General features: G+C 65.3%; 33 protein-coding genes. 19 read left to right on the top strand and 14 right to left on the bottom strand.

Annotated elements, in window-relative coordinates:
• Positions 1-9 precede the first annotated feature (9 nt).
• The 3 genes from murJ to OC446_RS12505 all read left to right on the top strand — a co-directional run bounded on the left by murJ (position 10) and on the right by OC446_RS12505 (position 3,315).
• The gene (gene murJ, locus OC446_RS12495; RefSeq protein WP_262029353.1) at positions 10-1,533 is read left to right on the top strand and encodes a murein biosynthesis integral membrane protein MurJ; all 1,524 of its coding nucleotides are present in this window, start codon (positions 10-12) and stop codon (positions 1,531-1,533) included.
• 162 nt (positions 1,534-1,695) lie between these two features.
• On the top strand, positions 1,696-2,736 hold the full coding sequence (gene trpS / locus OC446_RS12500; protein ID WP_262029354.1) for a tryptophan--tRNA ligase: 1,041 nt from the start codon (positions 1,696-1,698) through the stop codon (positions 2,734-2,736).
• A gap of 81 nt (positions 2,737-2,817) precedes the next feature.
• Positions 2,818-3,315, top strand: coding sequence for a universal stress protein (locus OC446_RS12505; protein WP_262029355.1), 498 nt, complete (start codon positions 2,818-2,820; stop codon positions 3,313-3,315).
• A 17-nt stretch (positions 3,316-3,332) separates the two neighbouring features.
• Here the strand turns inward: OC446_RS12505 and OC446_RS12510 are convergent, their stop codons facing one another.
• The gene (locus OC446_RS12510) at positions 3,333-4,814 is read right to left on the bottom strand and encodes an NADP-dependent isocitrate dehydrogenase (RefSeq protein WP_262029356.1); all 1,482 of its coding nucleotides are present in this window, start codon (positions 4,812-4,814) and stop codon (positions 3,333-3,335) included.
• Between the two features lie 99 nt (positions 4,815-4,913).
• Between OC446_RS12510 and OC446_RS12515 the strand changes: the two genes are divergently transcribed.
• From OC446_RS12515 to OC446_RS12525, 3 genes are all read left to right on the top strand, one after another.
• On the top strand, positions 4,914-5,828 hold the full coding sequence (locus tag OC446_RS12515; protein ID WP_262029357.1) for a LysR substrate-binding domain-containing protein: 915 nt from the start codon (positions 4,914-4,916) through the stop codon (positions 5,826-5,828).
• 67 nt (positions 5,829-5,895) lie between these two features.
• Positions 5,896-6,456: a NifU family protein gene (locus OC446_RS12520; protein WP_262029358.1), complete on the top strand. Its 561-nt coding sequence runs from the start codon at positions 5,896-5,898 to the stop codon at positions 6,454-6,456.
• 82 nt (positions 6,457-6,538) lie between these two features.
• Positions 6,539-7,129: a malonic semialdehyde reductase gene (locus OC446_RS12525; protein ID WP_262029359.1), complete on the top strand. Its 591-nt coding sequence runs from the start codon at positions 6,539-6,541 to the stop codon at positions 7,127-7,129.
• Positions 7,130-7,149: 20 nt separating this feature from the next.
• Here the strand turns inward: OC446_RS12525 and OC446_RS12530 are convergent, their stop codons facing one another.
• Positions 7,150-7,734 (bottom strand): NUDIX hydrolase, encoded by a 585-nt coding sequence (locus tag OC446_RS12530; RefSeq protein ID WP_262029360.1) that lies wholly within the window; start codon positions 7,732-7,734, stop codon positions 7,150-7,152.
• A 138-nt stretch (positions 7,735-7,872) separates the two neighbouring features.
• On the opposite strand from OC446_RS12530, the gene tsaB reads away from it, so the two are divergent.
• The 4 genes from tsaB to OC446_RS12550 all read left to right on the top strand — a co-directional run bounded on the left by tsaB (position 7,873) and on the right by OC446_RS12550 (position 10,324).
• The gene (gene tsaB / locus OC446_RS12535) at positions 7,873-8,556 is read left to right on the top strand and encodes a tRNA (adenosine(37)-N6)-threonylcarbamoyltransferase complex dimerization subunit type 1 TsaB (protein ID WP_262029408.1); all 684 of its coding nucleotides are present in this window, start codon (positions 7,873-7,875) and stop codon (positions 8,554-8,556) included.
• An 11-nt stretch (positions 8,557-8,567) separates the two neighbouring features.
• Positions 8,568-9,053, top strand: coding sequence for a GNAT family N-acetyltransferase (locus OC446_RS12540; protein WP_262029361.1), 486 nt, complete (start codon positions 8,568-8,570; stop codon positions 9,051-9,053).
• A gap of 129 nt (positions 9,054-9,182) precedes the next feature.
• A complete protein-coding gene (locus OC446_RS12545) occupies positions 9,183-9,557 on the top strand; it encodes a Fur family transcriptional regulator (RefSeq protein ID WP_262029409.1) in 375 nt (124 codons plus the stop codon).
• On the top strand, positions 9,554-10,324 hold the full coding sequence (locus OC446_RS12550) for a lysophospholipid acyltransferase family protein (RefSeq protein ID WP_262029362.1): 771 nt from the start codon (positions 9,554-9,556) through the stop codon (positions 10,322-10,324). Before OC446_RS12545 ends, OC446_RS12550 begins: the two co-directional genes overlap by 4 nt.
• 6 nt (positions 10,325-10,330) lie before the next feature.
• Here OC446_RS12550 and OC446_RS12555 read toward each other — a convergent pair whose 3' ends face one another.
• On the bottom strand, positions 10,331-11,263 hold the full coding sequence (locus tag OC446_RS12555) for a transcriptional regulator GcvA (protein ID WP_262029363.1): 933 nt from the start codon (positions 11,261-11,263) through the stop codon (positions 10,331-10,333).
• Positions 11,264-11,381: 118 nt separating this feature from the next.
• On the opposite strand from OC446_RS12555, the gene OC446_RS12560 reads away from it, so the two are divergent.
• Together OC446_RS12560 and OC446_RS12565 are read left to right on the top strand one after the other, a co-directional pair.
• The gene (locus tag OC446_RS12560) at positions 11,382-11,621 is read left to right on the top strand and encodes a DUF1127 domain-containing protein (protein WP_262029364.1); all 240 of its coding nucleotides are present in this window, start codon (positions 11,382-11,384) and stop codon (positions 11,619-11,621) included.
• 19 nt (positions 11,622-11,640) lie between these two features.
• Positions 11,641-12,324 (top strand): glutathione S-transferase family protein, encoded by a 684-nt coding sequence (locus OC446_RS12565; protein ID WP_262029365.1) that lies wholly within the window; start codon positions 11,641-11,643, stop codon positions 12,322-12,324.
• Positions 12,325-12,360: 36 nt separating this feature from the next.
• Here the strand turns inward: OC446_RS12565 and OC446_RS12570 are convergent, their stop codons facing one another.
• Positions 12,361-12,858 (bottom strand): YidH family protein, encoded by a 498-nt coding sequence (locus tag OC446_RS12570; RefSeq protein ID WP_262029366.1) that lies wholly within the window; start codon positions 12,856-12,858, stop codon positions 12,361-12,363.
• A gap of 107 nt (positions 12,859-12,965) precedes the next feature.
• Between OC446_RS12570 and OC446_RS12575 the strand changes: the two genes are divergently transcribed.
• Complete coding sequence (locus OC446_RS12575; protein ID WP_262029367.1) at positions 12,966-13,229, top strand: hypothetical protein; 264 nt, start codon at positions 12,966-12,968, stop codon at positions 13,227-13,229.
• Between the two features lie 47 nt (positions 13,230-13,276).
• Here the strand turns inward: OC446_RS12575 and coaA are convergent, their stop codons facing one another.
• The 8 genes from coaA to hisB form a co-directional block, all read right to left on the bottom strand.
• Complete coding sequence (gene coaA / locus OC446_RS12580; protein WP_262029368.1) at positions 13,277-14,254, bottom strand: type I pantothenate kinase; 978 nt, start codon at positions 14,252-14,254, stop codon at positions 13,277-13,279.
• A 21-nt stretch (positions 14,255-14,275) separates the two neighbouring features.
• Entirely contained in the window at positions 14,276-14,596 is a 321-nt protein-coding gene (locus tag OC446_RS12585) for a phosphoribosyl-ATP diphosphatase (RefSeq protein ID WP_262029369.1), read from the bottom strand.
• A 7-nt stretch (positions 14,597-14,603) separates the two neighbouring features.
• Positions 14,604-15,353, bottom strand: a complete 750-nt coding sequence (gene map, locus OC446_RS12590) for a type I methionyl aminopeptidase (RefSeq protein ID WP_262029370.1) — start codon at positions 15,351-15,353, stop codon at positions 14,604-14,606.
• Between the two features lie 13 nt (positions 15,354-15,366).
• Positions 15,367-16,179, bottom strand: coding sequence for an imidazole glycerol phosphate synthase subunit HisF (hisF, locus tag OC446_RS12595; protein ID WP_262029371.1), 813 nt, complete (start codon positions 16,177-16,179; stop codon positions 15,367-15,369).
• Entirely contained in the window at positions 16,179-16,931 is a 753-nt protein-coding gene (gene hisA, locus OC446_RS12600) for a 1-(5-phosphoribosyl)-5-[(5-phosphoribosylamino)methylideneamino]imidazole-4-carboxamide isomerase (protein ID WP_262029372.1), read from the bottom strand. The genes hisF and hisA overlap by 1 nt, the downstream gene beginning before the upstream one ends.
• Entirely contained in the window at positions 16,919-17,569 is a 651-nt protein-coding gene (gene hisH, locus OC446_RS12605; protein ID WP_262029373.1) for an imidazole glycerol phosphate synthase subunit HisH, read from the bottom strand. Before hisH ends, hisA begins: the two co-directional genes overlap by 13 nt.
• Positions 17,566-18,057 carry a DUF2628 domain-containing protein gene (locus OC446_RS12610; RefSeq protein WP_262029374.1) on the bottom strand — a complete coding sequence of 164 codons (492 nt, stop codon included), beginning with the start codon at positions 18,055-18,057 and terminating at the stop codon, positions 17,566-17,568. The genes hisH and OC446_RS12610 overlap by 4 nt, the downstream gene beginning before the upstream one ends.
• Positions 18,058-18,130: 73 nt before the next feature.
• Positions 18,131-18,718: an imidazoleglycerol-phosphate dehydratase HisB gene (gene hisB, locus OC446_RS12615; RefSeq protein WP_114944198.1), complete on the bottom strand. Its 588-nt coding sequence runs from the start codon at positions 18,716-18,718 to the stop codon at positions 18,131-18,133.
• A 314-nt stretch (positions 18,719-19,032) separates the two neighbouring features.
• Between hisB and hslV the strand changes: the two genes are divergently transcribed.
• From hslV to OC446_RS12640, 5 genes are all read left to right on the top strand, one after another.
• Positions 19,033-19,563: an ATP-dependent protease subunit HslV gene (gene hslV, locus OC446_RS12620; protein WP_262029410.1), complete on the top strand. Its 531-nt coding sequence runs from the start codon at positions 19,033-19,035 to the stop codon at positions 19,561-19,563.
• A 130-nt stretch (positions 19,564-19,693) separates the two neighbouring features.
• The gene (gene hslU, locus OC446_RS12625; RefSeq protein ID WP_262029375.1) at positions 19,694-21,004 is read left to right on the top strand and encodes an ATP-dependent protease ATPase subunit HslU; all 1,311 of its coding nucleotides are present in this window, start codon (positions 19,694-19,696) and stop codon (positions 21,002-21,004) included.
• Positions 21,005-21,118: 114 nt separating this feature from the next.
• Positions 21,119-21,919 carry an endonuclease III domain-containing protein gene (gene nth / locus OC446_RS12630; protein ID WP_410055069.1) on the top strand — a complete coding sequence of 267 codons (801 nt, stop codon included), beginning with the start codon at positions 21,119-21,121 and terminating at the stop codon, positions 21,917-21,919.
• Positions 21,920-21,994: 75 nt separating this feature from the next.
• Positions 21,995-22,606: a BA14K family protein gene (locus OC446_RS12635; protein ID WP_262029376.1), complete on the top strand. Its 612-nt coding sequence runs from the start codon at positions 21,995-21,997 to the stop codon at positions 22,604-22,606.
• Positions 22,607-22,785: 179 nt separating this feature from the next.
• Positions 22,786-23,247 (top strand): BA14K family protein, encoded by a 462-nt coding sequence (locus tag OC446_RS12640; protein WP_262029377.1) that lies wholly within the window; start codon positions 22,786-22,788, stop codon positions 23,245-23,247.
• A 79-nt stretch (positions 23,248-23,326) separates the two neighbouring features.
• On the opposite strand, the gene OC446_RS12645 is transcribed toward OC446_RS12640, so the two are convergent.
• Entirely contained in the window at positions 23,327-25,213 is a 1,887-nt protein-coding gene (locus OC446_RS12645) for a M10 family metallopeptidase (protein WP_262029378.1), read from the bottom strand.
• Between the two features lie 83 nt (positions 25,214-25,296).
• On the bottom strand, positions 25,297-25,647 hold the full coding sequence (locus OC446_RS12650; RefSeq protein WP_262029379.1) for a RidA family protein: 351 nt from the start codon (positions 25,645-25,647) through the stop codon (positions 25,297-25,299).
• Positions 25,648-25,834: 187 nt separating this feature from the next.
• On the opposite strand from OC446_RS12650, the gene OC446_RS12655 reads away from it, so the two are divergent.
• A complete protein-coding gene (locus OC446_RS12655; RefSeq protein WP_262029380.1) occupies positions 25,835-26,338 on the top strand; it encodes a DUF4142 domain-containing protein in 504 nt (167 codons plus the stop codon).
• The last annotated feature ends 87 nt before the right edge of the window (positions 26,339-26,425 follow it).

Here is a 26,425-nt window from a genome sequence, read left to right on the forward strand (position 1 = left end):
CGCGAGGGCATGTCGCTCATCCGCTCCTCGCTCCTGGTCGGCCTCGGCTCGATGGCCTCGCGCGTCCTCGGCTTCGTCCGGGACATGCTGTTCGCGCAGGCCCTGGGGGCGGGCCCGGTGGCGGATGCATTCCTGGCCGCCTTCCGCCTGCCCAACCTGGTGCGCCGGATCGTCGGCGAGGGTGGGCTCAATCCGGCCCTAATCCCGGCGCTGAGCGCCCTGGAGCCCGATGAGGCGGCGGCGACCGCCGGCGACGTGCTGAGCGTGTTCGGACTGGCGTTGCTGGGCCTCACGGCGCTCGTGGAGATCGGCGCCGGGCTGCTCGCCCTCGTGCTGGCGCCGGGCCTGCACGACGACGGCGGGACGCTCGCCCTGGTGGCGCTCTATACGCGCCTCTCCTTCCCGATCGTCCTGTCCGTGACGCTCGCCTCCGTCGGGGCCACGCTCCTGAACATGCGCGGACGCTTTGCCGCCACAGCCCTTGCGCCGCTTGCGGTCAATGGTGGCCTGATCCTGGCACTGGTCGCGATGGAGGCCGGCCTTTCCCTGCCGCTCGCCGAAAAGGCCGCATGGCTGGCCCTGGCGTCGAGCCTCGCCGGCCTGATCCAGCTCGCCCTCGTGGCCGCGGCCCTGTGGTGGGGCGACGTCCCGCTGGTCCGCTTCCGGAGGCCCCGCTGGACCCCCCTCCTCAAGAATCTGCTACTCGCGGGCTTTCCCGTCCTCGTGGCGAGCGGCGCCGTGCAGCTCTTCATCCTGGCAGCGACCCAGATCGCCTCGTTCTGGCCCTCCGGCGTGTCGTGGCTCTATTATGCCGAGCGCGTGATGCAGTTGCCCCTCGGCCTGATGGCCGCGCTCGGCTCGGGCCTGCTCCTGCCGGAACTCGCCCGCCGCCACCGGGCCGGCGAGACCGTGGCCATCGTGGCGGCGCAGAACAGGGCCCTGGAGGTGGCGCTCCTGCTCGCCCTGCCGGCCAGCGCGGCCCTGATCCTTCTCGCCCGCCCCATGAGCAGCGTGCTGTTCGAGCGCGGCGCGTTCCAAGCCTCCGACGCCGAGGGCACGGCCTTCGTGCTGATGGCCCTGAGTGTGGGCCTGCCCTTCGCGACGGCCGCCAAGGTGCTGAGCCAGACCCTGTTCGCGCGCGGCTCGCTCAAGGTGGTTCTCGTCGCGGCGATGCTCGGCCTCGCCCTTACCGTCCTGGCCTGCCCGCTGCTCGCCTGGCCCTTCGGCCCGACCGGGATCGCACTCGGCGTCAGCATCGGCTGCATCGGCCATGCGGCGGCCGTGGTCGCGGGCCTGCATCGGATCGGCCTCTGGGCGCCGGATCGTGCCCTGGCCAACCGGGCCACGCGGATCGTCCTGGCGGTTCTCGCCATGAGCCTGGGTCTCGTGGGCGCGGGGGCCTTTCTCCCGCAGGCGGGCGCTGCGTCCCTAGCGGTCCTCTGCCTGGGCGGCCTGACGCTTTATGTGCTCGTCGCCTGGGCCATCGGCGCCGTCACCCGCGACGATTGGGCCGCGCTGACGAAAAAAGCGTGAGAACCCTTGCATCGTGGCGCGGCCCTGTCATAACGCGCGCCTCAATGGAGCATCGTCGCGCCGACCGGCCTCCGGTTCGCTGCCGAACGATGCGGACTTACAGACTATCTGGGGCGGTCGGCGGTTCGGCCTTGCGCGTGCACCCCGTGGGAGTTCAAGACGATGGCGCAGTTCAAGGAGCTGGTGTTCTCGGGCGTTCAGCCCACCGGCAATCTCCACCTCGGGAATTATCTCGGCGCCATCAAGCGCTTCGTCGCCATGCAGGAGAACTTCGACTGCATCTATTGCGTCGTGGACATGCACGCGATCACCGTGCCGCAGAACCCGACCGACCTGACCCGCCAGATCCGGGAAGTGACGGCCGCGTTTCTCGCGGCCGGCATCGACCCCAAGCGTCACATCGTCTTCAATCAGTCCCAGGTGCCCCAGCACGCGGAGCTCGCCTGGGTGTTCAACTGCGTCGCCCGCCTCGGCTGGCTCAACCGCATGACCCAGTTCAAGGACAAGGCGGGCAAGGACCGGGAGAACGCCTCGGTCGGCCTCTACGCCTATCCGAACCTGATGGCCGCCGACATCCTGGTCTACCGCGCCACCCATGTGCCGGTGGGCGAGGACCAGAAGCAGCATCTGGAGCTGACCCGCGACATTGCTCAGAAGTTCAACAACGACTGGGCCGAATCGATTGCCGCCCATGGCTTCGGCGAGGCGTTCTTCCCCCTGACCGAGCCGATGATCCAGGGACCCGCCACGCGGGTCATGTCCCTGCGCGACGGCTCGAAGAAGATGTCGAAGTCGGATCCGTCCGACTATTCGCGCATCAACCTGACGGACGACGCCGACACCATCGCCCAGAAGGTGCGCAAGGCGAAGACCGACCCCGAGCCGCTGCCGAGCGAGGTCGAGGGCCTGAAGGCCCGCCCCGAGGCGGAAAACCTCGTGGCGATCTATGCAGCCCTCATGGACACCACCCCGGAAGAGGTGCTGCGCCAGCACGGCGGCTCGCAGTTCTCCGGCTTCAAGGCGGCCCTCGTGGACGTGGCGGTGACGAAGCTCTCGCCCGTGGCCGACGAGATGCGCCGCCTCATGGCCGATCCCGGCCATATCGACGCGGTGCTGGCGGACGGCTCGGCCCGCGCCCGCGCCCTGGCCTCCGTGACCATGGATGCGGTGAAGGACATCGTGGGCTTCGTGCGCGCGCGCTGATGCCTGGATTTCGCGCAGGGCCCGGGCTTGCTCTTGTCGTAACGGCAGGGCAGCATCTTTCGTGATGCAGGAGAGCATGCTGTGAGCGGCAAGCGCCGATCCTACGAATCCGGCCACCGGCCGAAATTCATGGTGGTGGTCGACCAGACGCCGGAATGCGCCCGGGCGGTGCATTTCGCCTCGCGGCGCACCGCCCGCACGGGCGCGAGCATGATCATGCTCGCGGTCGTGGACCCGCCCGACAACTTCGAATGGCTCGGCGTCGGCGAGGCCATGATCGAGGAAGCGAGCGAGGAAGCGCAGAAGCGGCTCGATGCCGCCGCCCGCGAGGCCCGGAGCGCCGCGGGCGTGGAGCCGGAACAGGTGATCCGCGTCGGCAACCGGGCCGACGAAATCATCAAGCTCATCAACGAGGACGAGGACATCTCCTTCCTGGTCCTCGCGGCCGGCAGCGCCAAGGACGGACCAGGGCCTCTCGTCTCGACCCTGGCGGGCAAGGCCGCCGCCTCCTTCCCGGTTCCGATCGTCATCGTGCCGGGCAGCCTGACGGACGAGGAGATCGACGCCCTGGCAGGCTGAGCCGGCATGTCCGGCGGCTATTGCCCCTGGCCGAGGGAGTAGCCGGGTACGCCGTCGAACGTGAAGAGGTGCTCGGTCTTCACGAACTCGACCCCGGCCGCGGCCAACCGGCCGAGAAGCTGCGCCAGGGTGGCCTTGTTGGGGACCTTCCCCGGCAGTGCCTCGAAGCGGCAGCGCCAATGATCCGTGCAGAAGGTTTCCGGCAGGCCCTCCGGCCAGACCTTGACGCCGCGATTGGTGATCAGCGTCAGCGAGACCAAGCCGTCCTCTGCGCCCTTCAGGCGCACGGCCAGATCCTCGGCCGTGCCGCGCCATTCCACAAAAACGTCCATCCCGACCAGATCCTTGCGGGCCGGTGCCTTGCGCTCATAGGCTGGGATCGGGATCGCCCCGTGCGCCGTGTCGTATCGCGCAGCTTTGAGCCTTTTCGGGGTCTCGCCGAGCCGGGCGATCACCGCATCGGCAAAGGCTTGCGTGCCCACCCGCTTCCTGGACGTGGCGGGCGTGTAGATGTCGGGCGTGTGGATCCCGTCCTCGATCGTCGCGAGCCACGCATTGTGCAGCCGTTGCGCGGCCTCCGCCTGCCCCACATGCCGCAGCATCATCACGCCTGCGAGGATGAGCCCGGACGGGTTTGCGACGCCTTGGCCCGCGATGTCGGGCGCGGAGCCGTGGATCGCTTCGAACATCGCCCCATGGATGCCGATATTGGCGGAGCCCGCAAGGCCGACGGAGCCCGCGACTTCGGCGGCGATGTCGGAGATGATGTCGCCGTAGAGATTGGGCGTCACGATCACGTCGAAGCTTTCAGGCGCATCGGCGAGGCGCGCTGCGCCGATGTCGATGATCATGTGCCGCTTCTCGATCTCGGGGTACTCGGCCCCGATCTCGTCGAAGACCTTGTGGAAGAGCCCGTCCGTCAGCTTCATGATGTTGTCCTTCGTGAAGCAGGTGACGCTCCGGCGGCCTGTGGCGCGGGCATAGTCGAAGGCATAGCGCACGATGCGTTCGGTGCCGGGCCGCGAGATCAGCTTCAGGCATTGATAGACCTCGTCCGTCTGCCGATGTTCGATCCCGGCATAGAGGTCCTCTTCGTTCTCCCGCACGATCACCACATCCATGGCCGGGTGCTTCGTTGCGACGAAGGGTGCGTAGGCCTGAGTCGGGCGCACATTGGCGAAGAGGCCAAGGCCCTTGCGGATCGTCACGTTGAGGCTCTTGAAGCCGCCGCCCTGCGGCGTGGTGATCGGGGCCTTCAGGAATAGCCCCGTCCGGCGCAGGCTCGCCCAGGCCTCCGGCCCGATCCCGGCGGACAGGCCCTTGCGATAAACCTTCTCGCCGATCTCGATTTCCTCGATGGCGAGTTGCGCTCCCGATGCTTCGAGAACACGCAGAGCCGCATCCATGATCTCGGGACCAACGCCATCCCCTCGGGCAACAGTCACCGGCGTTGCGGTGGGAAGGGTCAGGAAGGTCTGGGTGTCGAGATGGAAGTTCATGATTTTCTCCGAGATGGCGGCGCCACCATGGGAGAGACCCATCCCCTTTTGAAATTAATAATAAAACTTGTTATCATTGAATTCGGAAATGGTGATTTCATGCTGCCCCGCCTCGACTTCGATCTCCTCAGAACCTTCGTGACCGTTGCCGAGACCGGAAATCTGACCCGGGCCGGAGAGCGGCTCCTGCTGAGCCAGCCCACGGTCAGCCTTCAGATCAAGCGGCTCGAGGAACAGCTGGGCCGTCCTCTGATGGAGCGGACGCCGCGCAGCCTGTCCCTCACGTCCGAGGGAGAAACCCTGCTGTCCTACGCGCGCCGGATCCTGTCCTTGACCGACGAGGCCGTGGCCCGCCTGGTGGAGCCCACCATGGAAGGCTTGGTGCGATTGGGGACGCCGGAGGATTTCGCCACCACTCACCTTTCGGGAGTGCTGGCCCGGTTCGCGGAGGCCCATCCGAACGTAGCCTTGGAGGTGACGACCGACCTCACCCTCAACCTGATCGAGCGCTTCAAGGATGGCGAATTCGACCTTGTGCTCATCAAGCGGGAGCCGATGGGCCCGACCGAGGGGGTCCGCGTCTGGCGCGAACCCCTGGTCTGGGCTTCGACCCGGCCCGATCCCTTCGAGCGAGCCGGGCCGCTGCCGCTGGTGGTCTCGCCGCACCCTTGTGTCTACCGCAAGCGGGCAACCCAGGCCCTCGACCGGGCCGGGCGGCCATGGCGCATCGCCTACACCTCCACGTCGCTGGCGGGCGCTCAGGCGGCCGTGCGGGCGGGGCTTGGGCTGACGGTCCTGCCCAAGGAGATGGTGCCCGAAGACTTCTTCATCATCGACACGGCCGCCGGGGCGCCCGACCTATCCGATACGGAGATCGCCCTGATGACCGTGCCGTCCCTGTCGGTTCCGGCCGAGCGCCTGGCCGCCCACATGGTCCGGTCCCTGGAACGACGGGACGGGGCAGGCTCGTCACGGGCTTGGAATTCCCATAAGACGATCCACATTTCCGACTGAACCTGTTAGAACGGTTCTAACACCCCACTCGGCCGGCCTTGAACCGGCGCAGAGGACGACAGAAGCGATGTTCATCCAGACCGAAGCCACTCCCAATCCCGCCACCCTGAAATTCCTGCCCGGCCGCGTCGTGATGCCCGAAGGCACTTTCGAGGCGAAGAACCCCGAGCAGGGCGAAGTCTCCCCTCTGGCCCAGCGGCTCTTCGCCGTGCCGGGCGTCACGGGCGTGTTCTTCGGCTACGATTTCGTCACCGTGACCAAGGCGGACGGCGAATGGCAGCACATGAAGCCGGCCATCCTCGGAGCGATCATGGAGCATTTCATGACCGGCGCACCGCTCTTCGCCAACGGCTACGGCGCTAGCCAAGAGGACGGCGAGGAGTTCTTCGACGACGCGGACGCGGCCACGGTCGAGACCATCAAGGAGCTGCTCGAGACCCGGATCCGCCCAGCGGTGGCGGGCGACGGCGGCGACATCACGTTCCGCGGCTTCAAGGACGGCACCGTGTACCTCGTCATGAAGGGCGCCTGCTCGGGCTGCCCGTCCTCGACCGCCACCCTGCGCCATGGCATCCAGAACCTGCTGCGCCACTTCCTGCCGGACGTGCGCGAGGTACAGGCGGTCTGATAAGCCGTTTGGTCCGATCTTAAGAATTCCGTTAGGAAAGCGCGGCTTTGTTCAGCCGCGCTTTTTGTTTGGAGACCGTTCGTTGCCCGCTTTGTCCGATATCGCCCTGGACCAGCTCTTCCGCGAGGCCCGCACCCATCGCTGGTGGGAGGATCGCCCGATCCCGGACGCGACCCTGCGCGAGATCGCCGACCTCGCCAAGCTTGGGCCGACGAGCGCCAATTCCACGCCGGGCCGCTTCGTCTTCGTGGTATCGCGGGAGGCCAAGGAGAAGCTCAGGCCCCATCTCGACGAGGGCAATGTACGCCAGACCATGAGCGCGCCCGCGACGGTGATCGTGGCCTACGACACCGAGTTCTACGAAAAGCTCGCCACCCTCGCGCCGAACAGCCCCGATGCGCGCAGCTGGTTCGCCGGTAAGCCCGACGCCATCGAACGGACGGGGTTTCAGGGCTCATGCCTCCAGGGCGCCTATCTGATGATGGCCGCCCGGGCGCTCGGGCTCGATTGCGGACCCATGGGGGGCTTTTCGCGCCAGGGGGTCGACGAAACCTTCTTCCCCGACGGCCGGACCCGGTCGAATTTCCTGATCAATCTCGGCTACGGCCTTCCCGAGAAGCTCCACCCGCGCCAGCCGCGCCTCTCCTTCGAGGAGTTCTGCTCCATCGCGTGAATTTTCGTCGTCGGTCGCTCTCACAATGTCCACTGGCCGATGGCGCTCAGCGCGATGGCCATGGAGGCGATCTGCATCGCATTCGTGAGGGTTCCGTCGGCCGCCAGCCGGGCGGCATCCCGGACCGGCACCCGCACCACGGCGATCCGCTCGGTCGGGTCGTTCAGCGTCCTGCCGGTCGGGCGCGCCCCTAGCGCCAGCACGGTGTGGCAGAAATTCGTGTGCGTGGCGGGGTTGGGCGAGTGCTTGCCGAACGAGCGCCATTGCTCCGCGACATAGCCGGTCTCCTCTTCGAGTTCGCGGGCCGCCGCCGCCAGGACGGAGGGGTCTTCCCGGTCGATCGCCCCGGCCGGCACCTCGAGGGAGATGCCCCCGAAGGCGTGGCGATATTGCTCGATCAGGATGAGATGATCCTCGTCGTCGATGGCCACGACATGGACCCAATCGGGATATTCCAGCACGTAATAGGGCGCGATCTCCACGCCCTCGGCGGTCACGCAATCGTCGGCGCGAAGCGTGACCCAACGGTCGCGAATCACGTCCCGCGAGTGCTTCACGGTCCAGGGCCTGATGTCGGAGGGATGATCGTCGGGTGTCGATGCCATGAGTCGATCATCTAACCGGTCCCGATCGACACTCAAGCCGAAAATGTCCCGGCGGCCGGGAACGGACGATGCAGGAATCCGGGTTTCTCCGGGTCGTTTCATGTTCTAAGAATGCCGCAGACCTGACGGAGACGAATGTTGCGCGTCCTTGCCATCGATACCGCCCTTGGCGCCTGCTCGGCCTGCATCGTCGAGGCCGGAGAGACCGTGCCGCTGGCGGCCGAATCCATCCCCATGGATCGCGGCCACGCGGAGGCCCTGATGCCGCTCCTGGACCGGCTCTCCGCCCAGGTGGAGGGCGGCTTCGAGAGCCTGGACCGGGTCGCCGTCACGGTCGGTCCGGGCAGCTATACGGGCCTGAGGGTCGGCATCAGCGCCGCCCGCGGCATCGGCCTGGCGGCCGGGATCCCGGTGGTCGGGGTCGCGACCCTGTCGGCCTTTCTCGCCCCGATGATGGTGGGCGACAGGCGCGGGCTCTTCACCGCCGCCATCGACGCCAAGCACGGACATATCTACATCCAGGCCATCGCGCCAGGCGGGCGCACGATCATCCCACCGGGTCTCATGACCTATCGTGACGCCATCCGGCTTCTCGGCTCCGGCCCGATCCTGGTCTCCGGCTCCGCCTCGGCCATGCTGGCCGCCGAGGCGCGTGCCCAGGGGGTCGAGGCCCATATCAGCGACGTCTCGGGCTTTCCCGACATCACCTGGGTGGCCCGCCTCGGGGCCCTGGCCGATCCGACCCAGGCCCTGCCGAAGCCGCTCTACCTGCGCGAGCCCGACGCCAAGCCGCAGGATGGGGCCCGAATCGCCAGGCAGTAAGACATCTCGCCGTGAGCATCCTCGACCGCTTCCTTCAGCCCCCCGCTCCTCGCGTCGAAGCCGTCGGATCCGAGGCCGCCGCCCGGCTCTCGGCCATCCACGCCTCGGCCTTCGCGCGCGCCTGGAGCCCGCTGGATTTCGAGCGCCTGCTGGGCGAACGCGGCGTCGTGGCCGATGGGCTTTTTCTCGGACGGGCGACGAAACCCGTCGGCTTCGTCCTGTCGCGGACCGTCCTCGACGAGGCGGAGATCATCACGGTCGCCATCGCGCCGGAGGCCCGGGGCAAGGGCCATGCGCGCCCGCTCCTCGCGCACCATCTCGACGCGCTCTCCCGGCGGGGCGTCGCGCAAGTGCATCTGGAGGTCGAGGAGGGCAACGCACCCGCCATCGCCCTCTACCGGAGGGCCGGCTTCCGGGATGTCGGACGGCGGGAGGGCTATTACCGGAAAAGCGATGGAACGAAGGTCGCGGCACTCACCATGGCTTTGAGCCTATAGCCCGCTCCGCTCCCCTCACCTATAAGCGTCCCAAGGAGTGATTAAGCCTTGGTCACACGAAACAGCCCCTCCGCCAAACCACGCCGGCCGGATGCCATTGAGCGCGCCTGCCGCGACAAGGGCCTGCGCATGACGGGCCAGCGCCGGATCATCGCGCGGGTTCTCGATTCCGCCGATGACCATCCGGACGTGGTGGAGCTGCACCGGCGCGCCGCTGAGGTGGACGACAGGATCTCGCTCTCCACGGTTTACCGCACGGTCAAACTGTTCGAGACCGAGGGTATCCTGGATCGGCTCGACTTCCGCGACGGGCGCTCGCGCTACGAGCAGGCGGCCAGGGAGCACCACGACCACCTCATCAATCTCGAGACGGGCGACGTGATCGAGTTCCGCTCGGAGGAGATCGAGGCGCTGCAGAACGAGATCGCCAAGCGGCTCGGCTACAAGGTCGTCTATCACCGGCTCGAGCTCTATGCGGTGCCGCTGGACAAGGATGACGCGTGACGACACCCGGCGGTGCCATCCGGCTTCTGCTGCTCGGCCTGTGCAGCCTCGTGCTCGTGCCGCTGCAGATGCTGGCCCTGCGGTTCGGCTGGTCGGCGTTGCTGCATGTCCTGCCCGTGTGGTTTCACAGGATCCTGATGCGGCTCTTCAACGTGCGCGTGATCGAGCGCGGAACGCCGCCGGGCAGGACGCCCACCATCGTGCTGGCGAACCATGTCTCCTGGCTCGACATCCCGGTCATCGGCTCGCTGCATCCGCTCTCGTTCATCGCCAAGTCGGAGATCGAGACTTGGCCGGTGGTCGGCCTGCTGGCGAGGCTCCAGCGTTCGGTCTTCATCGACCGGCAGCGCCGCAAGGCCACCGCGGAGGTGAACGACGCCCTCGCCCACCGGCTGGTGAAGGGCGAGGCGATCGTGCTGTTCGCGGAGGGCACCACCGGCGACGGCAACCGCCTCCTGCCCTTCCGCTCCTCCCTCGTGGGCGCGGCCCAGACGGCCCTCATGCACGACGACGTCGAGCACGTTTCTCTCCAGCCGCTCGCCATCTCATACACACATCGTCACGGCCTGCCGGTGAGCCGCCGTGAGCGCCCCTTCATCGCCTGGTACGGCGACATGGATCTCGGCCCCCATCTCAAGATGTTCGTCCGGGGCATCCCGCTCGACGTGGTGGTCACCTGGGGCGAGCCGATCCCTTTCAACGGCAACCGCAAGCAGGCCACGGCCTCCGCCGAGGCCGAGGTGCGCCGGGCGTTGAAGGCGGCGTGATTGTGCTCACCCCCGCCCTGCCTCGACGCCATGCCGTGCCGCCTCCTCCAGGAGCCAGCTCCGGAAGGCCGCGAGGGCCGGCCGGTCCGCGGTGGCGTCCGGGCAGACCACATAATACTGGTAGGAGCCCTTCACCTGCTGCGGGAACGGTTGAACGAGGCGCCCGGCCTGCAGGTAGTCGCCGATCAGAACGTTGGTCGCGAGGGCCACGCCCTGACCGGAGGCCGCGGCCTGGAGGCAAAGATAGGTATGGGGAAAGTGCGGGCCACGGGAGATATCGACCCCGGTGACGCCGACGGCGGCGAGCCAGCGGTCCCAGGTGGTGTAGTCGGGGATGCTATAGACGCTCTCGTGCAGCAGGGTGTGATGGCGCAGATCCGCGGGTTCATTCAGGGGGCGTGCCGGATCGCCCAGCAGAGATGCGCTGCAGACGGCGAAGAAATACTCCTCCATCAGCAGGTCCGAGCGGAGCCCCGGATAATTTCCCCGGCCGAAGCGGATCGCCACATCCACATCCTCGCGGGCAAAGTCCGTTAGCCGCGTATCGACGGAGACCCTCACCTCCAGGTCGGCGTGTTTCTCCTTCAGGGAACCCAGTCGCGGAATCAGCCAACCCGATGCGAAGCTCGGCATGGAACTCACCGTGATCACGTTCGACCGGTCGGAGCGCAGGGCCTGCGCCGTCGCGTTGTCCAGCCGGTCGAGGATGTCGGACAGGGAGGCTGCGTAATGCTCGCCGAGCGGCGTCAGCGCCACGCCGCGGCTCTTCTGGCGCAGGAAGAGCGGACGCCCGAGCCAGGCCTCCAGGGTTTTGACCTGCTGACCCACGGCGCTCGCCGTGACGGCGATCTCGTCGCCCGCCTTCTCGAAATTCAGGTGACGCGCGGCGGCCTCGAAGGCGCGCAGGGCATTGAGCGGAGGAAGACGTCTGCGGGACATGGCAGGCCCTGGGTTTACCCAAGTTTTCCTTGGGCACAAAGCAAGAACTTCTCGTTTGCTCAAACCCTATCACAGGCGCACATTATCCTCAACGAAACGCCGTTGACGGAGACTCGACATGGCAATCGGATATGCCGCAGGAAATCTTGGGCTGACATGGGCTCGTCGCGAACGCAAGACCGGGCTGCTGCAGCTTCTGCTCAGGTTTGAGGCCTGGCTTGACGCGCGCAGGAACGCCAGGGCCTTGTACACGATGGATGACCGGGCACTCGCCGATATCGGGTTGTCGCGGTCCGACGTGGAAGGCTTGAATGTGGCCTCCTGGCAGGATCGCCTGCCCACCCCCTTCAGCCGATAAAGTCTCGAAAGGCACCCCGATGAAGCTCTATTCCGGTCCGGTGAGCCTCTTCTCCCGCAAGGTGGAGATTGCCCTGCACGAGAAGGGGCTCCCCTTCGAGCAGATCCTGGTGCCGTTCACGCAGACGAGGGGCTACAGCCCCAGGAACCCGGACGTGCTTGCCATCAACCCCAAGGGACAGGTTCCGGTCCTCGTCGACGGCGACCTGTCCCTCTATGATTCGACCGTCATCCTCGAATATCTGGACGAGGCCCATCCCGATCCCGCGCTCTACCCGAAGTCCCCGCAGGAGCGCGCCCGATGCCGGCTCTTCGACGTGTTCGGCGACGAGGTCATGCTGGCGCCCCTGCGCTCCCTGATGCACCGCACCGAGCCGAAGCCCGCGGATTCGGGGCGCTGGGACGCACAGGAAGCGAAGGCCCGGGAGGCCGAACCGATCCTCGCCGGCCATTTCGCCGAGATCGACCGCGCGCTCCAGGACCGAGATTATCTCTGCGGCGCCTTCTCGGCCGCCGACATCGCCGTCTTCATGGCTGTCTTCTGGACCCGGCGCCTGGGCGGCCCGTCCCTGAAAGGTCATGAGGCCCTGGTCGCGTGGTACGGAAGGCTTGTTGCGCGGCCGGCCTTCGCTAGGGTCATCGAGGAAATCCGCGCGGCGGATGCGGATTTGTCGGCTCCGGTCGAGGGGGCGTTTCGGGACTGAAGCGCTTCAGGCGCATCTCGCGCCCGACGGCCGTCCTCACCCGCCCGTGCGCCCGAACCAGATGCTGAACAGGGCCGCCAGGGAGACGAGTGCCAGGAAGCCGTTGAAGGCGATGAGCAGGAAGGGCGGAAGGCGCTGCACGTCGGGCTGCGGCGGCTGAGATCCGGTGAAGACCTGACGCCAGACGGCGGCCGCGAAGCAGAAGGCGCTGAACAGGATCAGGATCGACCCGGTGATGACGATCATCCAGTCCGGCACGACGCCCTCCAGGAGCTTCTTCGCCCCGATGCCGGAGGCGAGCGACGCCAGGCCCGTTCGCACCCAGGCGGCATAGGTGCGCTCGGCGGCGAAAACGGTCCGGTTGGCCGCGAGTTCCGTGCGCCGGTCGGCGCTATCCTTCATCTGCACACTGGCCTTGGCAGTCGTCCGGGCCGCCGCTTGCGTGTGCTCGGCCGCCTCCTGCGTCTGAACAGCGGCCTCGTTCGCGTGCTCGGCGCTGTGCTTAAGTTTTTCGTCCACCGGCTGCGTCGTCATGCGTCCTCCATCCCTGTGGAGGCACAACGCTGTCTCACGCGAAATGGTTGAACAGCCGTCATTATATGTTAATACATAACATCATTTTAGTAAGATTGAGAAACACGTTGATCGATTGGGTTTGGCTTCTCGCGCTTCCCGTTGCAGTCATCATGGTCCTGCCGGCCTCGACCGCTCGCAGCCGTCTGTCCCGCTACGTGCTCTGTACCGGCAGATTTCTGACGATCGGAGCCTGGCTGCCGCTGCTGTCGGCTGTCCTCTTCGGATGGGCTGGCGACAACCCGATCGGCCTCGGCCTCCTCGCCGTCTTCGGCAGCGGATTCGGACTGCTCCTGATCGGCTGCGGCGCGTGGCTGCGCCGGCACGAATGAGCCGGCCTGGACGGGATTGAAGAATTCGCGGGAATTCCAGCGCGCGCTTACAGCCTTCTCAGCGCCACCGTCTCGATCCGGTGGCTCGGGCCCTTCGTCAGGATCAGGCTCGCCCGCTGGCGGGTTGGCACGATGTTTTCCTGCAGGTTCACCAGGTTGATGCGGTTCCACAGGCCCTCGGCGATGGCGATGGCGTCCGCTTCCGCGAGTTCCGCATAGCGCCGGAAATAGGACAAAGGATCCCGGAAGGCGGTGTGGCGCAGGCGGAGGAAGCGGTTCACGTACCAGCGGTGCAGGTCCGCCTCGTCGGCGTCGATATAGACCGAGAAGTCGAAGAAATCGGACACGAAGGGAATGGCCGTGCCGTCCTTGGGCATGCGCGCGGGCTGGAGCACGTTGAGCCCCTCGACGATGAGGATGTCCGGCCGGTCGACATTCGTCTCCTCGCCGGGCACCACGTCATAGACCAGGTGCGAATAGAGCGGCGCCTTCACGTTGCGCTTGCCGGCCTTGATGTCGGCAAGGAAATGCAGGAGCTTTCCCGTGTCGTAGCTCTCCGGAAAGCCTTTTCGCTCCATGAGGTTGAGCCGCGTCAGCTCCGCATTGGGCAAGAGGAACCCGTCCGTGGTGACGAGGTCGACCTTCGGGGTGTTGGGCCAGCGGGCGAGAAGGGCCTTCAGCACGCGGGCCGTGGTCGACTTGCCGACCGCCACCGAGCCCGCCACGCCGATGATGTAGGGCACCTTCTCCTGATGCTCGGCCAGAAGGAAGCGCTGGGTCGCCTTGAACAGGCCTTGCGTCGCCGCGACGTACAGCGACAGGAGGCGCGAGAGCGGCAGATAGATCGCCGCCACCTCGTCAAGCGAGATCGGATCGTTGAGGGATTGCAGCTGAACCACCTCGTCGGCGGTCAGGGTCATGGGCGCGTCGGCACGCAACCGAGCCCATTCGTCGCGCGAGAAGGTGCGATAGGGCGAGAGGCCGTCGTCATCCTCGGCGGCGGACACCAGGTTGGGCTGGTCCATGCGAACCACCTCTTTCCAATTTTAGGTCTTGCGCGCGGCCTTCTCCGCAAGACCCGACTGCGCCGTGCGGCGCTCCAATTCGGCCATCACGTCACTTAGTGGAATATTGGCGCCCTGCAACACGACCAAAAGGTGATACAGCACATCGGCCGCCTCGGCCGTGAGGTTCTGCCGGTCGCCTTGAACGGCCGCAATGGCGGCCTCCACGGCTTCCTCGCCCAGCTTCTTGGCCGCCTTGGCCGGCCCGCCACCGATCAGCTTGGCCGTGTAGGATTCGGCCGCCGGCGCGGCCGCGCGCTCGGCCACGATGCGGGCGAGATCGTCGAGGGTGAAGGAGGTCATGATTGAACTAGCCCGGTAATGTGACGACGAGGGGACCGTTGCGGGTGGCGACGACCGTGTGCTCGTACTGGACCGTTGGGGCGCGTGGGTCGCTGAGCAAGGTCCAATCGTCATCGCCGTCCGTGGCCCAGTTCGCGCCGAGCGACAGGAAGGGCTCCACCGTGAAGACGAGGCCGTCATTCATGATCCGGCGCTCGGAGCGGTCGGGCCAGGTGGGGATTTCGCCCGGCTCCTCATGAAGGGAATGGCCGATGCCGTGGCTCGCCAGGTTGCGGACCAGGGTATAGCCGTTCTTCTCGGCGAACTGCCCGATGGCCTGGCCGATCCCGGCAATCGGCCTGTCGGCGCCGACTTGGCGCAAGCCGACCCACATGGCACGCCGCCCGTCCCGGCAGAGCCGTTTCGCGGCATTGGTGACCGGCGGAACGGCGAAGGACGCGCCGGTATCGGCATAGAGCCCGTTCTTTTCCGCCGAGATGTCGATGTTCACGAGATCGCCGGCTTCGATACGCCGGGGACCCGGGATGCCGTGAGCGATCTGCTCGTTCACGCTGATGCAGGTCGCACCAGGAAAATCGTAGACGAGTTCCGGGCCGGAACGGGCGCCGGCCTCTTCGAGCAGCTTGCGCCCGATCCTGTCGAGTTCCGCCGTCGTCATGCCCGGCTCGAGGGCCGCCGCCATGGCCTCGAGGGTATTGGCGACGATCCTGCCGATCTCCTTGAGCTTGTCCAGATCATCCTCGTTGGAGATCGTCATGGGCGAAATTCCTTCACGCTGTCCGGAGCCGACCGGCAGGGCTCTGCGCCGGCTCGTCGAGCCGCATCTTCAGGCCCTTCCCGGCCATGTAGCCCTTGGCTTCCGAAATCGTGTGGGTGCCGAAATGGAAGATGGAGGCCGCGAGCACGGCGCTGGCATGGCCCTTCTCGACGCCGTCGACCAAGTGGTCGAGATTGCCGACGCCGCCCGAGGCGATCACGGGCACGGAGACCGCGTCCGCGATGGCGCGCACGAGCGCGAGATCGTAGCCGCCCTTGGTGCCGTCCCGGTCCATGGAGGTGACCAAAAGCTCCCCTGCCCCCAGTTCCGCCACATGACGGGCGAACGCGATGGCGTCGATGCCCGTGGCGGTGCGGCCGCCATGGGTGAAGATTTCCCAGCGTGGCTCCTCGCCCTCCCCCGACACCTTCTTGGCGTCGATGGCGACGACGATGCACTGCGCGCCGAACTTTTCCGCGGCCTCGCGCACGAAATCCGGGTTCTTGACGGCCGCGGTGTTGATCGAGACCTTGTCGGCGCCCGCGAGCAGGAGCTTGCGGATGTCCTCCACGGTGCGCACGCCGCCGCCCACGGTGAGCGGCATGAAGCAGGCCTCCGCCGTGCGCTGCACCGCGTCGAGCAGGATCCCCCTCGCCTCGTGACTCGCGGTGATGTCGAGGAAGCACAGCTCGTCCGCGCCGGCCGCGTCATAGGCCTTCGCGGCCTCCACCGGATCGCCCGCATCGACCAGATCGACGAACTGCACGCCCTTCACGACGCGCCCGTCCTTGACGTCCAGGCAGGGAATGAGACGGACCTTGAGCATCAGGCGGGCTCCTTCCGGACGGACCGGAGCAGCGCCAGGGCTGCCTGCGGGTCGATGCGCCCGTCATAGAGGGCCCGGCCGGAGATGGCGCCGTTCAGAACCGCGCAATCGGGTTGGGTGAGGCGCTCGATATCGGCCATGGAGGCAAGGCCGCCCGAGGCGATGACCGGGATCGAGACGGCGCGGGCCAGCCCCAGGGTCATGGGGAAGTTGAGGCCTTTCAGGATGCCGTCGCGGGCGATGTCCGTGTAGATGATGGCGGCCACGCCCGCATCCTCGAAGCGGCGGCCGAGTTCCTCGGCCGACAGGGTCGAGGTCTGCGCCCACCCCTCGACGGCGACGAGCCCGTCCTTGGCGTCGATGCCGACCGCGATCTTGCCCGGATGGAGGCGCGCGGCCTCCCGCACGAAGGCCGGATCGCGCACGGCGGCGGTGCCGATGATGACGCGGGACACGCCCTTCCCGAGCCAGCCGTCCACGGTCTTCATGTCGCGGATGCCGCCGCCGAGCTGCACCGGGATCGAGACCCGCTTCAGGATGGTCTCCACGGCGGAGGCGTTCATCGGCTTGCCCGCGAAGGCGCCGTCGAGATCGACCACGTGCAGCCACTCGAAGCCCTGAGCCTCGAAGGTGGCGGCCTGATCGGCCGGATCGTCGTTGAACACGGTCGCCTGGTCCATGTCGCCCTGAATGAGGCGGACGCAGCGGCCTTCCTTCAAATCGATTGCGGGATAAAGAATCACGGGCGCCACCTCAAAAAATTGGCGATGAGCTTGAGGCCGAGCGCCTGGCTCTTCTCGGGATGGAATTGGGTGCCGACGATATTGTCCCGCCCGACGATGGCCGTTACCGGCCCGCCGTAATCCGTGGTGGCGACCACGTCGTCCGGGTTCGCGGGCGAGAGCGCGTAGGAATGCACGAAATAGGCGTGCAGCCCGTCCGGCCCGGTCGGAATGCCCTCCAGCAGCGGGTGCGGCTTCGCCACGTTAAGCGTGTTCCAGCCCATATGCGGGATCTTGAGGGACGGATCGCTCGGCACGATCGGCTTCACGTCGCCCTGGATCCAGTCGAGACCGTAGCTGGTCGTATGCTCCAGCCCCCGGGTCGCCATGAGCTGCATGCCGACGCAGATGCCGAGGAAGGGTTGCTTGTCCTCATGGACGCGCCGCTGCAGTGCCTCCACCATGCCGGGCACTGCATCGAGGCCGCGACGGCAATCGGCGAAGGCGCCGACGCCCGGCAGCACGATCCGGTCCGCCGTGGCGACGAGCGCCGGATCGGACGAGACGGCGATGGAGAGATCGAGCTCCGCCTCGCGGGCCGCCCGCTCGAAAGCCTTGGCGGCGGAGTGCAGGTTGCCGGACCCGTAATCGATGATGACGACGCTCAACGGGGACGCTCCACATCGGGAAAGAGGCCGATGACCGGTTCGGGCCGCCGGGCGGTAGGCAGGACGGCCGAAGAGGCCGCGGGACGGGGCGGAGCGGACGGCCGGGCTTCGAGCCAGCGGGTGAAGGCCTTGGCCTCCGCGTCGTCCTGATCCTCGGCCGTGACCGCATCGACCATCGCCATGCCGCGGCGGCCCAAGGTCCAGCGCCGCAGGCTGTTGGCCTCGAGCCCGATCAGGGCTTGGAGCAGCAGCTGCGCGACGGAGCCGGCCAGCGGATGCACGTCGAGCAGGGTCAGGAGGCCGCCGAAGGCGAAGACGACGATCAGCACGCCGATCCCGGCGAGCCAGAGCCGGTGGTAGAAGAACCACAGGAACGTGAAGAAGAAGGCCCCCCAGGAGAAGGCGTCCTTCACGAGCTCGGATTGCTCCAGAACTGTGGGATCGCCCGGCCGCGCGTCGCGCGGGAGGTGCAGGGTATAGGTGGTCATGGCGACGTTTCCTCAAGTCCCGTCCGGTGAGGTGACGCTGGCGTGCCCGCCGGACAGGAGTCTTGGTTAGAACTTATAGCGTACCTTTGGTGGAGGGAACGCGGCCCTCTTCCCTTGGGTCCAGTGCCACGGCCTGACGCAAGGCCCGTGCCAAGCCCTTGAAGCAGCTCTCGGCGATATGGTGGCTGTTCTCCCCGTAGAGCGTCTCCACGTGGAGCGTCAGCCCGGCATTGATGGCGAAGGCCTGATGGAACTCGCGCACCAGCTCGGTGTCGAAAACGCCGATCTTCTCCGTCGGGAAGGTGGTCCGGAACACCAGGAAGGGACGGCCCGATATGTCGAGGGCGACGCGCGTCAAGGTCTCGTCCATGGGGAGATGGATGTCGGCGTAGCGCGAGATGCCCTTTTTATCGCCAAGCGCCTGCAGGATGGCCTGACCGAGCGCGATGCCTGTATCCTCGGTCGTATGATGCTGGTCCACGTGCAGGTCGCCGGTCACCTTCACGGTCAGGTCGAAGAGACCGTGTCGGGCGAACAGTTCGAGCATATGGTCGAGGAAGCCGACCCCCGTGGAGATCTCGGCCTTGCCGGTGCCATCGAGGGCGATCGACACGGCGACATCGGTCTCGGCGGTGCGACGGCTGACGCTCGCGGAGCGCATCATCAAAATCCTTTGCGGAACCAGAGACGGGCCTTCTAGCAAGCCGCGGCGAGAAATGCCACCCGCGTTGCTTTTGGCTGATGAATGATTAAGTCAGACCTCAGGCGCCTGATAAAACTCCACCTCGTCCTGAGGAGCGGCCGGAGGCTGTATCTCGAAGGACGGTCCAGAGAAAGCTGGAGACGCCTCGTCCTTCGAGACGGCCTGACGGCCTCCTCAGGATGAGGCTCGTGTTGCGTTTGTAAGGCGCGCATTGCTCATGACGTATTTCCCTCTGCCGGAGCCCTGCCTTGTCCGAAGACGCCACCCCCCGCATGCATGCCACCACGATCCTCATGGTCCGCAAGGGCGGCCGCGTCGTCATCGGAGGCGACGGGCAGGTGAGCCTCGGCCAGACCGTGGTGAAAGGCAATGCGCGCAAGGTCCGCCGCCTCGCCAAGGGGGGCGTGATCGGCGGCTTTGCCGGGTCCACGGCCGACGCCTTCACCCTGTTCGAGCGCCTCGAGGCCAAGCTCGAGCAATATCCCGGCCAGCTCACCCGCGCCTGCGTCGAGCTCACCAAGGACTGGCGCACCGACCGCTACCTGCGCCGCCTGGAGGCCATGATGCTCGTGGCCGACAAGGAGGTGGGCCTGCTGCTCTCCGGCGCCGGCGACGTGCTGGAGCCGGAAAACGGCATCATGGCCATCGGGTCCGGCGGCAATTACGCCCTCGCGGCCGCGCGGGCCCTCGCCGATTCGAGCATGGACGCGGAGGCCATCGTGCGCCGGTCCCTGGCCATTGCGGCCGAGATCTGCGTCTATACCAACGCCAACATCGTCATCGAGACCTTGGACCTCGCCTGATCCCACGTGTCAGCCCCGGCGGCCGCAAAGCGGCCGGGAGAAAAAGGACACGAAAGCCTTGATTGTGGATCCCCTTCCTTCCGGCAGCCGATGCTGCCTCCGGCCGGGGACGACACCGGAAGATGAAGTCATGACCACGTTTTCTCCCCGCGAAATCGTTTCCGAACTCGACCGTTACATCGTCGGCCAGAACGACGCCAAGCGCGCGGTCGCCATCGCCCTGCGCAACCGCTGGCGCCGGCAGCAGCTGGAAGGTCATCTCCGCGAGGAGGTGGCGCCAAAGAACATCCTGATGATCGGGCCGACCGGCTGCGGCAAAACCGAGATCTCCCGCCGTCTCGCCAAGCTTGCCAATGCACCCTTCCTCAAGGTCGAGGCGACCAAGTTCACGGAAGTGGGTTATGTGGGCCGCGACGTGGAGCAGATCGTGCGCGATCTGGTGGAGATCGGCATCGGCCTCGTGAAGGAGGAGCGCCGCCGGCAGGTGCAGGCGAAGGCGCATGTGGCCGCTGAGGAGCGCGTGCTCGACGCTCTGGTCGGCTCGACCGCGAGCGCCGCCACGCGCGATGCGTTCCGGCGCAAGCTGCGCACGAACGAGCTCGACGAGAAGGAGATCGAGATCGAGCTGCAATCGGGCGGAGGACAGGGGATGCCGATGTTCGAGATTCCCGGCATGCCCGGAGCTTCGGTCGGGGCGATCAACCTCTCCGACATGTTCGGCAAGGCCTTCGGCGGACAGCGCAAGACGCGCCGCACAACCGTGCGCGAGGCTTATGAGCCGCTGGTGACGGAAGAGGCCGACAAGATGCTCGACCAGGATGCCATCGTCCAGGAGGCCCTGCGCCAGGTGGAGAACAACGGCATCGTGTTCCTCGACGAGATCGACAAGATCGCCGGCCGCGAGGGCCGCACCGGCGCGGATGTCTCGCGCGAAGGCGTGCAGCGCGATCTGCTGCCGCTGATCGAGGGCACCACCGTGTCGACGAAGCACGGGTCGGTGAAGACCGACCACATCCTTTTCATCGCATCTGGCGCGTTCCATGTGTCGAAGCCCTCGGACCTGCTGCCCGAGCTGCAGGGCCGCCTGCCGATCCGCGTCGAGCTTTCGCCGCTGACGGTGGAGGATTTCAAGCGCATCCTCACGGAGACGGAAGCGAGCCTCATCAAGCAGTCGGTTGCGCTGCTACAGACGGAAGGCGTGAACCTCGTCTTCACGGACGATGCCATCGACGCCTTGGCCCAGGTGGCCGTCGACGTGAACAACTCGGTCGAGAACATCGGCGCGCGTCGCCTGCAGACGGTGCTGGAGCGCGTTCTCGACGACGTCTCCTTCACGGCGCCCGACCGCTCCGGCGAAACGGTGACCGTCGATGCCGCCTATGTCCGCGGCGAGGTGGAGACGCTGGCGAAGAACACGGATCTGAGCCGGTTCATTCTTTGATCGCACGCTTCATGTCATGGCCGGCCCTGTGCCGGCCATCCCGATGAGGTGTAGCACCGCGCTTCGTACAATCGAGACTACCGGGACAAGCCTGGTGATGCCGAGACGGCGGGCATGGAACCACTGCCCCGATTCGCGACTTGCATCGGGATGAATCCGGACCTTCAGGACCTCAAAGAGAAGGCGCTGGCGATCCATAGGCGCCTCTGCGAGGTCTATGGCTGTCCGATTCCCTACTTCCATTCCCTCGATCCCGTGAGCGAGCTGATCTCCTCGCTCCTGTCCCATCGCACCCGCAATGCGGATTCGGGACGCGCCTTCAAGGCGCTGAGAGCCCGGTATGCCGATTGGCGCGCCATGATGAACGCGCCGACCGAAGAGGTGGAAGAAACGATCCAGGGCGTCACGTGGCCCGAGCAGAAGGCGCCGCGCCTGCAGGCGGTGCTGCACGCCATCGAGGAGCGGCATGGCGGCCTTTCGCTCGATTTCCTCGACACCATGCCGGTCGAGGAAGCGAGGGCATGGCTCGAGAGCATTCCAGGGATAGGGCCGAAGACGAGCGCGGCGGTGCTGTCGTTCTCGCAATTGCGGAAGGCCGCTCTTCCGGTGGACAGCCATCATCATCGGGTGGCGCAGCGTACGGGGCTCATTCCGCAATCGATGGCCGTCGGACCGTCCCACGCGGTGCTCGCCGCCCTGCTGCCTGAAGACTGGGACGCGCAGCAGGTCTACGACCACCACGAAGTCATGATGCTGCACGGTCAGCGCTGCTGCTTCTTCAAGAGCCCCGCCTGCGAACGCTGCGCGGTTCTCGATCTCTGCCCGACGGGACAGGGACGCATGGAGGGCAGGCGCAGCGTCTTGCGACAGCCCAAGACAGCCTCGGATCTGCGCTCTTCGCGTGCCCGCGAGTGATAAAGCGGATTCTCCCGAAAGCGGAACCGTTCAAAGGGTTCCCGCGTTTTCCTCCCAGGATGGGAGGAGCTGGCCATGCGAAAATTCATCTTCGCCGCTCTGGCCACAGCCGTGCTCGTTCCGGCGTCAATGTTCGCCGGTTCAGCCTCCGCGCAGGTGGTGCCTTTTTCCAAATTCCAGCAGCTGATTGAACACGACCAGGTCACCATCGACTATGCCGCTCGCGGCGGTCATGGCGGTGGAGGACGCGTCCATGGCGCCGCGATGAGACGCCCGGTCGGCATGCACGCGGGCGCCTATCGGGGTTATCGCGGGAACGTCGCCCGTGCGGGCGTCTACCGGGGCCATATCGCCCGTGCAGGAGCCTATCGCGGCGTTGCGACCTATCCCTATGCGGTTCGCTCCTACCACCGGCCTTATGCCGCTTATGGACGGCCTTACTATCGCGGCTCGTATTACCGGCCCTACTACGGTGGAGCCTATCGCCCCTATTATGGCGGCTCCTACTACCCCTATGGTGCGGCAGCGGCCGGCGCCTTGATCGGCGGCGCCATCGCGTCGCAGCCCGTGGTAACGGGAAGCGTCGGGTCCAATGCCTCCGCCTATTGTGCGCAGCGCTACCGTTCCTACAATCCGGCGACCGGCACATTCACCGGCTATGATGGGCGGCAGCATCCCTGCCCGTGACGATCTCTTTTCTCAAGCAAAGCGAAACGGGCCTTTTCGGCCCGTTTTCGTTTGGAAAAAAATCCTCTTCAACGATCAAGAACCCTCACGTTCCCGCGAGAGATGACCCGAAATTCCTAAAGTGAGGAACGACCTCCGGGTCAAGGGCGTTCGCCTCCAACGATTGGAGGAGTTATCTCATGCGTAAGTTTGTTATGGCCGCTGTCGCCGCGGCGGCCCTTGGTACCTTCGGCCTCGCCGCTCCGGCTTCTGCCGCCGAGACTCAGACGGCTCCCGTCAAGGAACTCGTCGCCGCTATGAAGAAGGGCGAGGTTCAGTCCAACTACGTGCAGTATCGCCGCCATTACCGCGGCGGCCCGCGTTATGTGGATCGCCGGTACTACGCTCCGCGCCGCTATTACGGCAACCGCGGCTATTATTACCGCGGTAATCGAGGCAATGCCCTCGCGGCTGGCGCCCTGGGTCTCGCGACCGGCGCCATCGTCGGCAGCGCCATCGCCCAGTCGCAGGCTCAGGCCGCTCCGACCTACGTGGCTCCTGGCGGCAGCGCGGCCGGCTACTGCGCCCAGCGCTTCAAGTCCTACGATCCGGCTTCGGGAACCTATCTCGGCTATGATGGCCTGCGCCATCCCTGCCCCTAAAATCGGTTAAGCTTGTACGAACGAAGCGGGCCAATCGGCCCGCTTCTTTTTTGCCGATAAGTCTTCCATGCATCGCCGCTTAAACGATCCAGATATCCGCAGCGCTCAAAATCATCTTGGCTTTCACGGCAGCGAACTTGATCGCGGCCTGATGCCCGTTTCCGTCAGGATCGTAGGACAGGACACCGGTGGCCTTGTTGTAGCCGATGCGGTCATTGCCATCCTTGGCCGAAGATCCGACGTAGAACTTGTCCTTCGAGAGCTTAACCGGTTTCGACAGCGATCCCTTACCTACGCCCTTGAAGAACTTGTCGTCGATCAGGATGCGATCTTCCTTGGGCGTGAAATCGACGATCCGGTCGACATTGGTTTTCGCAACCCGCGTGTCGAAGACGAACACATCGCGCCCCACTCCGCCGGTCAGCAGGTCATTGCCGGTGCCGCCGAAGAGAGAATCGTTGCCGAGGCCGCCCGACAGGGTGTCCTTGCCGGCGTAGCCGAAAATCTGCTCGTCGATGTCGGTTCCGGAAAAGACGTCGGCGCCGCTCGTTCCTCGCAAAATGGGAGAGGCCGGAGCGGGATTTGTTGGCGTTGAGGGTGTGGTGGGTGTTGTCGGTGTTGTCGGTGTCGTGGGAGTGGTCGGAGTCGTAGGTGTTGTTGGCGCGAGCGGGGCGCTTACAATCTGGCCGCCGAAGTTCAGGAACTGGACATCCTTCAGGATATCTCGCCCATCGCCGTTCTGTCGCCAATCCGTTACCGTAACGGTTCCATCCTCATTCAGGGCGATGCCGTAATTCCCGAAAGCGCTGGAGAAGACTGCCGTGTTCGTGCCTGCGCCACCCTCCAAGCGGTCGTTGTTGGCACCGCCCTCCAGGGTGTCGTTGCCAGCATTGCCGATCAGGGTGTTGGCGGCTGCGTTGCCCGTTATCGTGTCGTTTCCTGCGCCGCCGTAGCCGTTTTCGATCAGCGATCGTGGATCGTTATTATACAGGCGTGCAAGCGCGAAATTGCCCGGTGCTAGCGTTGTGACATTTTGTGTCCAATCGAGATCCGAGAGCTGGGCCTCGTTGAAGGTCGAGAATTTTCCCGGCCTTAGATCGAGAGTCATATTCGTCTGAAAGTTGAACAGATCAATGGTGTCCTCTCCACCGCCATCCCAGAGAGTCATGAAGACCTTGGCGTTTATGGCCGTGTCCTTGTATTGGCCGTCGATGAAAAAGTTACCGTCTGTATCCCATTGATAAGTGGTGTTCCCGTTCAAGTGATTATAATTGGCGCCATACAGATATTGCAGGGCGGCGATATCGTCCTGCATGTAGGTCGTCGGGTTGCCGTCGTTGGTCGGACCGTGGTTGAAGTCTATCGGAGCGCCCACATAGCTCCGGTACGTCATCAGAGAATAGCTCCACGTATCCTCGTCGGGAGGCAGAAAGAAGGGATCGTTCTGCGGCCCGCTCCCGAGATCTTCCGCGTGGCCATGCGATAGGCCCAGTGCATGTCCGAGTTCATGCATGATCGTCGCCAAGCCCCAATTGCCGACAAGATTGCCGCCGCCTGTCGGCAATCTTGTCGGCAGCGGATGCGTATATGTATAATCCGTGTTGGGATTCATCCAGATGTCGCCTTCGTACGGCGAACCGTCTGGAAAGTATCCGACAGCAGTCCCTATAGCCCAGGTCATGGCAAACCTGATGTTGGCGACCGAGTTACTGTTGCTAATAGGAAGGAACTGTAAATTCACGTAGGTTGAGACGAGATCCATGGCATACTTAAGAGCTTCCTGCTGTTGGCCGTTGACGGGTTGGAAGTGCTCATCGTATGGCTCGTTGTGGTAACCATAGCTGTTGCCATAAATGTAATTGGCGGCAGTTTGTGGGAAGCTGTAATAAAGAACGTCGCTATCCCACTTGTATGTGGTTAAAAGCGCATCAATAGATTGTATTCCAGGTCGATTAACGACAGACATCAAGCCCCCCTGCACACAGGTTTGGGCTTGATGATATGTTATTTCAATTCAAGAAGGAAGCCTTCGGTGCTTCCCTTTCCAGTCTACTTCGCCGCGATCACCGCGATCTCGACCTTGAAGGCCGGTGCGGCGAGCTTCGCCTCCACGGTGGCGCGGGCGGGCGTGTTGCCGGCCGAGACCCAGGCGTCCCACACGGCGTTCATCTCCTGGAACGTACCCATGTCGGTGAGCCAGATATTGGCCATCAGGATCTTCGACTTGTCGGTGCCGGCTTCCGCCAGGAGACTGTCGATGATCGAGAGGATTTCCTTCGTCTGCTCGGTGACGCTTTGCCCGGCGCTCTGGCTGGCGACCTGGCCGGCGAGATAGACCGTGTTGCCGTGAACGACCGCGCCGCTCATGCGCGGGCCTGGCTTGATGCGTTGAATCGTCATGACGTGCCTCTTTCCAGTCGATGAGGCTGCCCTTTTGGCCGTCTAGGAGCGAAGCGTAAAGGGCCGGCAGCCAAATTATGTGGATCGCCCCACCGCTTCGACAATCCTGGAACCGGGCCGCCTCGCGGTCGTTCATGGCTTACCTGTGATGCGTATCGCGAATTGTTTCGTTCAAACAAGGTGCATCATGTCAAAGAAACTTCTGTTGAGCTTCAGTGTCGTCGCAGCCTTGGCAGGCTCCTCCTACGCCCTCGCCAAGGACCAGCCGAATCAGGCCTTCATCAAGAAGGCGATCGAGGGAAACCTCGGGGAAGTGGCCGTGGGTCAGCTCGCGCAGCAGAAGGGCGCCAGCGACGGGGTCAAGAATTTCGGCCGCCAGCTCGAGACGGATCATTCCGCCGCGAACCAGAAGGCCATGTCCGTGGCCAGCACCCTGAACGTGACGCCGCCGACCGAGCCCGGCAAGGAGCAGAAGGCAGTCTACCAGAAGCTCTCGAAACTCTCGGGCGCCGCGTTCGACCGCGAGTTCATCAAGGACATGGTGGCCGACCACAAGAAGGATGTCGCGGAATACGAGAAGGAATCCAAGCGACAGAACGATCCTGCGGCGTCCTATGCCGGAGAGATCCTGCCGACGCTGCAGACGCATCTGCAGACGGCGCAATCCCTGTCGACCGCCAAGACGCAGTAGAACGCCGGCGGGCTCGGTGCATCGTGTGGCGCACGTTGCACCAGGCTTGCCAGAGCAGCTTTTCGGTGAAGTAGATCCGGTTCAGCG

Origin of the sequence: Microvirga sp. Mcv34, assembly GCF_024519725.1 — a bacterium.
In the GTDB taxonomy this organism is placed as follows: Bacteria; Pseudomonadota; Alphaproteobacteria; order Rhizobiales; family Beijerinckiaceae; genus Microvirga.